Genomic DNA, 10,615 nt, shown 5'->3' on the forward strand with positions numbered 1-10,615 from the left:
CTTGTGGCCCACCTCATAGCCCCCCACCTACTGCCGCCCACCCACGTAGTCACTCGTCGGACTTTTTCTGCAACTGGATAGCGGCGATCACCGGCTGGGTGCAACGATCGCGCTCAGCCAGGCGCAGTTCTGCCTTATAAAGATTATAAGCACTATTGATAAGAGCGATATGAGTAAAAGCCTGGGGATAATTGCCCAGAGCCATCCGATTGCGCGAATCGATCTCCTCTGAGAAGAGGCCAAGATTCCCGCCGTAGGTGAGCAAGCGTTCGAAGAGCGAGCGGGCCTCATCGAGACGGCCTTGCATGGCCAGATTATCGATCAGCCAGCACGTACAGATCGTGAAGGTCCCCTCATGGCCGGGCAGGCCATCTTCCGCCAGGTAGCGGTAGACAAAGCCATGCTCATCCGTGAGCTGCTCCATGATGCGATCGACCGTTGAGCGCATGCGCGGGTCATCAGGGGGGATAAAGCCGATCAGCGGCAGGAGCAGATTGGAAGCATCGAGGGCCGTGCTCTCATATGATTGGGTGAACGCACCGATCTCGGTATTATAGCCGTGGGCCAGCACATCCGCCCGAATCTGATCGCGCACGCGGTACCAGCGCAGCAGATCGGCCTCCAGATGGAGCTGCTCGGCGGCACGGATGCCGCGATCCAGCGCGACCCAACACATGACCTTTGAATAGACATAGTGGCGAGGCTCGCCGCGCATCTCCCAGATGCCGCGGTCCGGCTCATGCCAGTGAGCGCAGACATAGTCGACCAGGGAGCGCAACATCTCCCACAGAGGGCCTTCCAGCTTCTCGCCGTAGCGCTCGAAGCCCCCGCGGCGCCGGTAGAGATGGATGCAATCCAGAATCTCGCCGAAGACATCCATCTGCTTCTGCTCAGCGGCAGCGTTACCAATACGTACCGGGCGAGAGCCACAGTAGCCCTCCAGATGGGTCAATTCCCGCTCCGGCAGTTCACGCTCGCCGCGGATACCGTACATCACCTGCAGATCCTCGCCGTTGGAATACGACAGACGGCGCAGCCAGTAGGTAAAGGCGCGGGCCTCATCGGTAAAGCCGAGGACCAGCAAGGCATAGAGCGTAAAGGACGCATCGCGCAGCCAGGTAAAGCGATAATCCCAGTTGCGCACGCCTCCGATCTCCTCCGGTAGCGACGTTGTGGGTGCGGCCACCAAGGCACCGGTAGGCGCATAGGTCATCATCTTCAGTACCAGGGCGCTGCGTCGGACCCATTCCGCATAGGGGCCATCGTAGTTGATTCCCGAGATCCAGCGCCGCCAGCAATGCAGCGTATGAGCCAGCTCTGCAGTGAAATCGCGCTGGAGCAGCTCCTGCTCCACCAGCTTCCGTGCTGCGCGCAGGCTCCGCCCCATGCCGATCGCGAAGATCAGCCGCTCGCCCTCACGCAGCGTGACCTGCACGACCAGAGTGGGATGCAACATCTCCGGCTCCTCTCCCTCGTCCGGCACAATCTCCAGGGAGAAGCCCGGCAGCCGATAAGCCCCTATGATCGCCAACCCAATATGCTGCTGGCCATCTGAAATCACCGCCCCTGTGGCATTGGGCAGGAGCTCGATCTGGCTGGCTGTCGCCGCATAGTTGGGCGTCGCTTTCAGGGTCACCGTAATCGGCAGCTCTCCATGCGTGCATTCCACAATGCGCACCAGGCTATGACACGAGCCGTCCTCATACGACCACGTATTATTGTTCAAGCCGCGGTAGGGCCAGGCCTCCAGCGACTCCACTGGCATAAAGTCGGTGAGTACGATCTCGCCGCTGATGCTCGTAAAGCGCGTCTGCAGCACATTGCTATCACGAAGATAGCGCTGAACTCCAGGAATCGTGTTATCGGTCGGGGCAATCTGGAAAAAGCCGCCACGCCTCGCGTCCAGCAACCGACAGAAAATAGCCGGGCTGTCAAAATCGGGCAGGCAGGCCCAGTCTACCGAACCATCCGGCGCTATCAGCACAGCTGAATGACAGTCTCCGATGACTCCATACGATCCGATGGGCTGATAAGAGCGATTCTTTGTGTTCAACCCAACCATAGCACGAATCTTCCCTTTAGTGAGCTAAACTCTTGCTTAACAGCTCCTTCCGAAAGAACCGGGCAGGCCGAGCCTCTGGCGGGGCTCCCAGGTTCCTTCCTTGTGGGCCTCTTCCCCACTCGAGCCGGCTCCTCTTCCGGCCCCTTTTGTGAAGAGGACGGAGCAGAACCCTCTCTGGTAACAAGATATCAGAATAACCATAAAAATGGGGGAAGAGCCGGTTTCCCCTCCCCTGCTTAGGAAGCGGAGAGGTCATCTGCAGAAAAAAAGATTCACTTTCCCCCTCACTTCTATAGACCGCAGGCTCCGCCCATTCTTGACAGCCTCACGCCTTAGCGACGGCTTCTCTCGTCCCTCGCGATCTGAATCGCCGCGCGTTGCTGTCCACCCCTGCCCATCCTTCGCCCACCCAACGGCGGCCTCCGCCGGCAGCCGTGCTATCCAGCCCAGCCCTGTTTCTGTGCAGTACTGGACCTGCCTGGCTGACCCCTATTCCCTCAGCGCTTCACATCACACACCCCAGGGCCGCACACCCCACTGAGCGGCACCGCGACCAGGCCTTACATGTGGTGAGAACGGAAGAAGAGCGCTGAGGTAACGAGCGCACCGACTTCTTTCGCTGCTCCCACTTTCACCCTGATCCCTCCGCCCCACCTAGTGTTTAGAAAGAAAAAACCGGCCATTTTATTTCTTCACTATGCACTCAGTCACGGCTGCTTGCCCTCACCTTACCAATCTCTCCCCTCTCGCCAACGTGCCAAAATAAAGAAAGGAGGGATGGATGGTTTCATCCATCCCGCCATCGCTGACCGGTACAGTCTTCATTCTAATCGCATTGAGGCCTACTGTCAAATTGCCTAGGCTGCTTTTCTCCCCCCATAGAAACACGCCGCCGGGGACTCCTGGATGAATCCAGGGGAGGAAGGTGGCTCCCTCCCTTCTCTCACCTGGGGTTGGCTCAGCCGGCTCGTGGTATCCTCCTCTTGAGGCTGAAGGCACTGGCCTGTTTATGGCCAGCAACGGCTGTGCCTCATCGTGCAGGGGGAGGAGCGGCACGGATCAACCCGGCTACAGTGCTCTCCTGTCGTCTCTGGGGTGCTCTCCTGTCCTACGGGGCAGCGGGCTGCTGTCGAAGTGGCCCCGAAGCCCGGGCCGATGCGGCTGCGGGCAAGCCCCTGGCTTGAGCCAGGGGTCGTTGACCTCTGAGCCTCTGTCTGATCCGGGGCAGCTCCTCCCCTTTCCCCCTCAGCGTCCGTGAGCCGGCGCTCCGTCTCATCAAGATGCTCCTCGCTGGGAATAGGACATCTGGGGGAGCCTGTTGTCGTGGTCGCTGGTGCCTCGGCGGTCTGCTCCCCTGACAGAGGAGGTCGGAGATGAGCCTAGCCTTCGCGCAGCCAGCGCGCGACATCAGGCGCAAAGTAGGTAATGATGATATCGGCGCCGGCGCGGCGAATGCCGGTCAGCACCTCCATGACGATGCGTCGCTCTTCCAGCCAGCCCTGCTGAGCCGCCGCCTTGATCATGGCATACTCGCCACTCACATTGTAGGCCGCCACCGGCAGATCGCAATGCTCACGCACGCGCCGAATGACGTCAAGATAGGCTAGGGCCGGCTTGACCATGACGATGTCAGCTCCCTCGGCAATATCAAGGTCAACTTCACGCAGGGCCTCACGCGCGTTGGCCGGGTCCATCTGATAGGAGCGCCGATCTCCGAACTGAGGAGCCGACTCCGCCGCCTCACGGAAAGGACCATAGAAGCCAGAGGCATATTTCGCCGAGTAGGCCATGATCGGCGTCTGGGCAAAGCCTCGCTCATCAAGCAGACGGCGAATGGCCCCAACGCGCCCATCCATCATGTCCGAAGGAGCCACGATATCGGCGCCCGCTTCAACATGCGAGAGGGCCATACGTGCCAGCAGCTCCAGCGAAGGATCGTTTTCTACTTCACCGCCAGCAATGACCCCACAGTGACCGTGGCTGGTGTATTCACAAAGACAGACGTCGGTCACGACTAGTAGATCGGGCACGGCAGCCTTGATGTGGCGAATGGCGCGCTGAATGATGCCCTCGGGATGATAGGCCTGCGAGCCTTGCTCATCCTTGTTGGCTGGAATGCCGAAGAGCAAAACAGCCGGAATCCCCAAAGCCGCTACGCGCTCTGCCTCGCCCGCCACCTGCTCCAGCGGCCACTGGACGATGCCCGGCATTGAAGCCACCGGGCGCGGCTCATTGATGCCCTCAGCGATAAAGAGCGGATAGATCAATTGCTCAAGCGCAAGATGGGTCTCGCGCACAAGCCCGCGTAAGCGCTCCGTCCGGCGCGTGCGTCGCAGGCGTGTCACAGGGAACTGACTCATGCTCTCGCACTCCTTTCCTTCGCTCCTTCTCACCGTTGATGATTCTGCAGCCTCCCCCCAACGCTGAGAGACTCTCGATGCTACTTGCGCCAGGGCGCACTCAGGCGCCTGGGCCGGCAAGCTCTACAGCAGGAGGAGAATGGTCACAGCATGATGCCTGCGCTCAGCCGGCTCAGGAGTCAGTCAGGCTGTGCTTGTGCTGGAACTGCCTCGCGCTACAACCCGCAGCGCCTGCTCAATGGCGTTGAGGGTCTCTTCTAACATGGCATCGCTATGGGCGAGCGAGAGAAAACAGGTCTCGAACTGCGAGGGTGGGAAGTAGATGCCGCGCTCTAAGAGGGCCCAGAAGAAACGTGCGTAGCGCTCGGTATCAGCCTGCCTGGCGGTCGCGTAGTTATGCACCGGCTCCGCACTGAAGAAGAGGCAGAAGAGGGAGGCTAACCGTACTACTTGCACTGGTAAGCCGGAGGCCACGACCACAGCGCGCAAGCCTTCCTCAAGCAGCGCCCCCTTACGTTCTAGCTCTTCGTAGCAGCCGGGCTTTTGCAGCTCTTTGAGGGTGGCAATACCAGCGGCCATTGCTAGCGGATTGCCAGAGAGGGTGCCCGCCTGGTAGACCGGCCCAAGTGGCGCAACCAGCTCCATGATGGCCCGTTTGCCACCGTAGGCCCCTACTGGCAGCCCTCCCCCGATGACCTTGCCAAAGCAGGTCAGGTCGGGCAGCACCCCCGTGCGCTCCTGCATGCCTCCCAAGGCTACCCGGAATCCCGTAATGACTTCATCAAAGATGAGCACGGCCCCATAGTGGGTAGTCAGGCGCCGCAGGGCCTCGAGAAAGCCAGGCTGTGGCGGCACCAGTCCCATATTGGCCGCCACCGGCTCAACAATCACCGCCGCGATCTCCTCGGGATAGCGCTGGAAGGCTTCTTCAACCGCCGCAATGTCATTGTAGGGCAGGCTGAGAGTGTGAGCCGTCGCCTCCGCTGGGACGCCAGCACTGCCAGGCAGGCCCAGCGTGGCTACGCCTGAGCCGGCCTGCACGAGCAGCAGGTCGGCATGACCATGATAGCAACCATCGAATTTGATGATCTTGGAACGCCCCGTATAGGCACGGGCAAGGCGTAGCGCGCTCATGGTGGCTTCCGTGCCCGAGTTGACGAAGCGGACCAACTCCACCGAAGGTACGCTGTCTACCACCAGACGGGCTAGCTCATTTTCGGCCTCGGTCGGGGCTCCAAAGCTAAAGCCGCGCCGCGCCGCACGGGTCACGGCCTCCACTACCGCTGGATGGGCATGACCCAGAATCAGCGGTCCCCAGGAGCCAACGTAATCCAGATAGTGATTGCCATCAACATCATAGAGATGAGCCCCTTCGCCACGCTCGATAAAGATTGGCTCTCCTCCTACGGCGCGAAAGGCTCGTACTGGACTGTTGACCCCCCCAGGCATGAGGCTCTGGGCCTCTCGGTAAAGGGCCCGCGACCACTCCCGCCCCGCCTTTTTGCCTGACTGTTGCTGCTCCGTTTGCATTGCCTACTCCTTATATAGCTCCATATTCACCCATGCTCACCAGCTACTATCCTGCTCATATTCCTCTCTCCAACACGTTTTCACGGCCCCGGCGCGCTACGCCTAGCCAGCGGCCAGCCTGTCCCTGCGCTTAGACCCCCATGTCGTCGAGGATCTCCGGCAGGGGACGCGCAACACAGGTGAACATGGGCGTGTCGCGTAAGGTATACTGACTGGCCTCGCTCTCGCGCATCTCCTGCACAAGATCTAGGAAATCAGCAATGCTGTCGGACTCAAAGGCGACGACAAATTCCTGATCGTCTAATCCAAACGAGTAGGTGGTGTGGATCTTGATGTTGGGATAGGCCACCCCCATGCGAATATGCTCATCCATCATGCGCTTGCGCTCTTGCAGCGGCAAGGCATACCAAGGACGAGTCTTGACAAAAGGATAGACAAAGAGATAGGGCTTGTCTTCCAGTGTAATGACTAGCCGCGGATCATGTGTCGCTCCCCGCGGACCTTTGCCTACATAGACAGAGCGCTTGGTCATGGATAGGAATGAACGCACCTCGGGCAAATAGGGGCCTATCGTGCTGCGGCGAATCTTGCTGCTCAGCCCCTGGAGTTGCCCGATATCGTAAGTTGCCTGCCAGAGCATAAAGTCGCAGTCGGACCGCAACCCATAGAGGGCATAGCTGCGCAGCAGCGAGCATTGGGCATACTCATTGTAGATAGCGAGTAACTCTTCGCGACCTGCACGCCGCTGCTCGGCAGGCAAGCGTAGCCACTGGGGATCAAGTTTGTAGAAGACGAAGCGCACTAGCTGACGAGGCTGCTTGGGCTTGGCCCGAGCCGGCTCGGGTTCAGGCTGGGTTGTGACTGTCTGCTCAACCGTTTCCATCTGACCTGACATGGCTTTTCTCTCTTCTCGACTGCTCTCTATCTACTCTAACACACCTTGTTCGGTGTTGCTATCTGCTTCTTGCTGATTGCGCCTCTGCTTTGACCTCAGAAGAGGCAGGCCTGAGAGACGCTGCCTGATCGTGTTTCGCCAGGCTCATTCAGGAAGAGTCTCGACCAGGCGACGATAGTAGGTCACAATCGCCGAGACCAGCCCGTCGATGGTAAAGGACTGGGCCTCGATGGTCACCTGCAGGCCCAGGGCACGGGCTGCGGCGGCGGTGATTGGGCCGATACAGGCAATGGCTACCCCCTGACGAGCTAAGAGGGCTGCAGGCGAGGTTTCGGCAGCGTGCTCGCAGCACGCCTGCTCTAGCCAGTGCATAAAATAGCGTACTGTCGACGAGCTGGTAAAGGTGGCAAGCGACAGGCGCCCTGCCTTGATGAGAGCCAGCACTTGCTGTCCGCGCGGATCGTCGTCAGCTGCTGGCAGGGTACGATAGGCGGGCACCTCCTCGACCAGCATGCCAGCCTGACGCAGAGTATCGGCCAGAACTCGCCGGGCCTCAGCGGCACGTGCGAGCAGCACTCGCTGGCCTTGGGGTCCTGTGCCTTGCTGCTGACAGGCTGCGAGCAGGGCTGAGGCCACTTGCTCCGCTACATAGGCTTCAGGCACGAGAACCCCGCTCACCCCATGCTCAGCCAAGGCCGCCGCCGTGGCCGGTCCAATGGCCGCCACGCGCGCAGCTCTCAGCAGCCCTGGCTCCAATCCCAGGGTCCGCAGGCGTTCGACACAGAAGCGCACTCCGTTGACACTGGTAAAGACCAGCCAGTCGTAGGGAGCGTCTCCAGGCTCGCAGTCAGTTGCCAGGCGCAGCAAAGCTCGATCAAGCGGACCCCAGTCCTCTGGCGGCGCCAGGCGGATCACCGGAAAGGTCACTGTCTCCGCCCCAAGGGCCTGCAAGCGGCTGCTAAGGGCCTCCGCTTGCTCCTGGGCCCGCGTGACCAGAATTGTTCGTCCACCTAGCGGCTGCTCTTGCTCCTCAGCAGCAACCATTATGGCACCTCCTCCTGAGAGCGGCGCAGATCCCCCCCGCTCTCCACTCAGACGTTGCTGGTAGCCCGGATTTCTGCAATGATCTCCTCCGCTCCTTGGGCTAGCGCCTGCTCGGCCAGCATGACACCGAGCTGATTCGCCAGACGCAGGGCTTGATCAGGCCGCCAGGCGACGCAGCCCCGGACCCGTACCGCTCGGCGACCATCCAGGCTGATCACCAGGGCCTGCAGATGCAAGCGCTGGTCAGCCCTATAGGCATAGGCTGCCACGGGTAGATAGCACCCGGCCCCTAGATGACGCATAAAGGCGCGTTCAGCGACTGTGGCGGCCTGAACCACCACATCGTTCAAAGGGGTCAACAAAGGCAGCAGCTCCGAGTCGGCGCGCAGCTCGAGAGCTAAAGCCCCCTGACCCGGGGCCGGTAGCAGCTTCTCAATCGGCAGTAGTTCCAGGCGATCAGCCAGGCTCTCAAAGAGGCCAAGACGATGCAGACCTGCCGCCGCCAAGACGATCAGATCGTAGTCACCGGTCTCCAGCTTGCGCAGGCGTGTATCTACATTGCCACGCAGCGGCAAAATCTGCGCCTGTGGATAGAGGGCACGCAACTGAGCTGCACGGCGCAGGCTGCAGGTCCCGATGCGTACTCCCGGCTCGGAGGGCAAACCGAGAAAGTCGCGGCGACGTACTAGCACGTCCCGAACGTCTTCGCGTGGGCCTGGCACCAGGACCAGCAGACCCTCTGACGGCGCCGTCGGCAGATCCTTTAGACTATGGATCGCTAGATCAACCGCGCCCGCACGCAAAGCGCGCTCAATCTCTGTCACAAAGACCCCATCGCCGCCGATGCGCGCTAGCGGCGCCTCCGTCACGCGGTCCCCCCGCGTATGAATTGGCTCAACGATGATCTCCAGCTCGCGATACAAGCGCTGCAGCCTGGCGATCACTGTCTGTGTTTGGGCCAGGGCCAGCTTGCTGGCGCGCGTCCCGATCACTAGTCTGTTCATCCGTCGCCACTTCCAGATCAAAGAGATAGCGCAGCGCCTCAGCGTAGATATGCCCCTGTCCAGCAGCAGCGGCCTCTTTGAGGCGCGTCACTGGTTTATGGAGCACCTTATTCATTAGGCGCGTGGTTAGCTCCTGAATGGCCGCTAGCTCGCGTTCCGAGAGCGAGGGGGAGAGTTGGCGCAAGGTGCGCGCCAGCTCCTGCTGTCGGAGAGCCTCCACGTGCTCGCGCAGCTCGACGATCGTATTAGTCACGCTCAGCGAGCTGAGCCAGCGCGCAAAAGCCTCCACCTCCTCCGCGATAATGCGCTCAACCTGGTCCACCTCCTGCAAACGGAGCCGAATGCCCTCATCGACCACCAGGCGCAGATCATCAATGTTGTAGAGGTGCACTCCGGGCAGCCCACCCACCGCTGGATCAATATCACGCGGCAAGGCGATATCAATCATGAGCAGCGGGCGCTCTTGCCGTTGCAGCAGCACCGTCCGCATCATCTCCTCAGTGACCACGGTATGGGGGGCTGTCGTTGAAGTAATCACTACATCGGCTTCAACCAGCGCCGCCGCTAGCTCGCTAAAAGGACGGAAGCAAGCCCGTTCTCCAAGCTGCTGGACAAGTTGCTGAGCATGCTCAGCGGTGCGGTTGACAATGACGAGGCGGCGCGCCCCATTATCGCACAGATTGCGCGCTGCCAGCTCGCTCATCTGTCCCGAGCCAACGAGCAGGACTGAGGCTTCATTGAGGCGCGGGAAGAGCTGGCGCGCTAACTGGACCGCCGCATGGCTGATCGAAACCGCCCGTCGGCTGATGCCTGTCTCGCGGCGGGCACGTTTGCCAGTGACCAGCGCCGCCCGAAATAGGGCCGAGAGCACCGGCCCGGCAAAACTCCCCCCCTGCGCTACCTCTAGCGCATCGGCTACCTGTCCCTGAATCTGTGGCTCGCCCGGGATCAGCGAGTAGAGTCCGCAGGCCACGCCAAAGAGATGGCGCGCCGCCTCCAGATCGATATAGGTGTAACAGTGTTGCTCTAGCAGCGCTCGCTCCACGCCGCGCTGCTCACAGAGGACCTGCAGCAGCGCCTCACGCCCCTCCGGTCCTTCCTCCGAGCAGACCGCATATAGCTCGAAACGGTTGCAGGTCGACAACAGGACCGCCTCTTGTGCGACCTGGCGCACGGCCCGTAAAAGCCCCGCTACTTGCCGCGGAGCACAGGCAAGTTGCTCACGCAACTGAATCGGCGCCGACGTGTGATCAACGCCTACCAGGACAATCTGCATGCTCCCCTCAACAGCGTATAGAAGAAATCTCTAAAATCTCAAATCATTGGCGGCCTATGGAGATTTTAGCGATTCTCTTAGGAGAGTCAAGGCTGAAACCCCGGATATCTCATCAGGTAATCACCTTATTTTGTCTCAGGTGGGGGTCTGGCCCCAAAAAAAGACAGCGACCGTCATGGGCCGCTCTGCACATCACAGCGATCATCGACCCGCCAGCTACCATGCTGCTCTTGCCGGGCAACACCGTTCTGCTGCTGTATATAGTATCACCGACTGGGGACGCTCGCCAGTCGGTCCAGAGGCCCGGCACGTTCTCAGCTCCATGAGTCAGTATGGCCAGAGAAAGAGCCTTCCGCGCTCAGATCGTCTAGTGGAAGACCTGCTTTGCCCTTCCGTCACAGTTGTATCAAAACTGGCACTCAAAAAGAAGCCAGGCAGGCCATA

General features: G+C 60.5%; 7 protein-coding genes. All 7 read right to left on the reverse strand.

Features of this window, described 5'->3' with window-relative positions:
- Positions 1 to 49: 49 nt before the first annotated feature.
- The 7 genes from IRZ24_RS11260 to hemA all read right to left on the reverse strand — a co-directional run bounded on the left by IRZ24_RS11260 (position 50) and on the right by hemA (position 10,171).
- Positions 50 to 2,062 carry a glycoside hydrolase family 15 protein gene (locus IRZ24_RS11260; RefSeq protein WP_297164040.1) on the reverse strand — a complete coding sequence of 671 codons (2,013 nt, stop codon included), beginning with the start codon at positions 2,060 to 2,062 and terminating at the stop codon, positions 50 to 52.
- Positions 2,063 to 3,441: 1,379 nt separating this feature from the next.
- Positions 3,442 to 4,422: a porphobilinogen synthase gene (gene hemB / locus IRZ24_RS11265; protein WP_297164043.1), complete on the reverse strand. Its 981-nt coding sequence runs from the start codon at positions 4,420 to 4,422 to the stop codon at positions 3,442 to 3,444.
- Positions 4,423 to 4,605: 183 nt separating this feature from the next.
- Positions 4,606 to 5,952, reverse strand: coding sequence for a glutamate-1-semialdehyde 2,1-aminomutase (gene hemL, locus IRZ24_RS11270; protein WP_297164046.1), 1,347 nt, complete (start codon positions 5,950 to 5,952; stop codon positions 4,606 to 4,608).
- A gap of 130 nt (positions 5,953 to 6,082) precedes the next feature.
- The gene (locus IRZ24_RS11275) at positions 6,083 to 6,847 is read right to left on the reverse strand and encodes a chlorite dismutase family protein (protein WP_297164049.1); all 765 of its coding nucleotides are present in this window, start codon (positions 6,845 to 6,847) and stop codon (positions 6,083 to 6,085) included.
- Positions 6,848 to 6,991: 144 nt separating this feature from the next.
- Positions 6,992 to 7,891, reverse strand: a complete 900-nt coding sequence (locus IRZ24_RS11280; protein WP_297164051.1) for a uroporphyrinogen-III synthase — start codon at positions 7,889 to 7,891, stop codon at positions 6,992 to 6,994.
- 47 nt (positions 7,892 to 7,938) lie between these two features.
- The gene (gene hemC / locus IRZ24_RS11285; RefSeq protein WP_297164054.1) at positions 7,939 to 8,895 is read right to left on the reverse strand and encodes a hydroxymethylbilane synthase; all 957 of its coding nucleotides are present in this window, start codon (positions 8,893 to 8,895) and stop codon (positions 7,939 to 7,941) included.
- Complete coding sequence (hemA, locus tag IRZ24_RS11290) at positions 8,786 to 10,171, reverse strand: glutamyl-tRNA reductase (RefSeq protein ID WP_297164057.1); 1,386 nt, start codon at positions 10,169 to 10,171, stop codon at positions 8,786 to 8,788. The genes hemC and hemA overlap by 110 nt, the downstream gene beginning before the upstream one ends.
- Positions 10,172 to 10,615: the final 444 nt, after the last annotated feature.

Source organism: Thermogemmatispora sp. (assembly GCF_019683755.1).
GTDB lineage: Bacteria > Chloroflexota > Ktedonobacteria > Ktedonobacterales > Ktedonobacteraceae > Thermogemmatispora.

Coding starts and splice junctions, on each gene's coding strand:
- IRZ24_RS11260 (WP_297164040.1), bottom strand. CDS start 2,062: ATGGTTGGGTTGAACACAAAGAATCGCTCTTATCAGCCCATCGGATCG.
- hemB (WP_297164043.1), bottom strand. CDS start 4,422: ATGAGTCAGTTCCCTGTGACACGCCTGCGACGCACGCGCCGGACGGAG.
- hemL (WP_297164046.1), bottom strand. CDS start 5,952: ATGCAAACGGAGCAGCAACAGTCAGGCAAAAAGGCGGGGCGGGAGTGG.
- IRZ24_RS11275 (WP_297164049.1), bottom strand. CDS start 6,847: ATGTCAGGTCAGATGGAAACGGTTGAGCAGACAGTCACAACCCAGCCT.
- IRZ24_RS11280 (WP_297164051.1), bottom strand. CDS start 7,891: ATGGTTGCTGCTGAGGAGCAAGAGCAGCCGCTAGGTGGACGAACAATT.
- hemC (WP_297164054.1), bottom strand. CDS start 8,895: ATGAACAGACTAGTGATCGGGACGCGCGCCAGCAAGCTGGCCCTGGCC.
- hemA (WP_297164057.1), bottom strand. CDS start 10,171: ATGCAGATTGTCCTGGTAGGCGTTGATCACACGTCGGCGCCGATTCAG.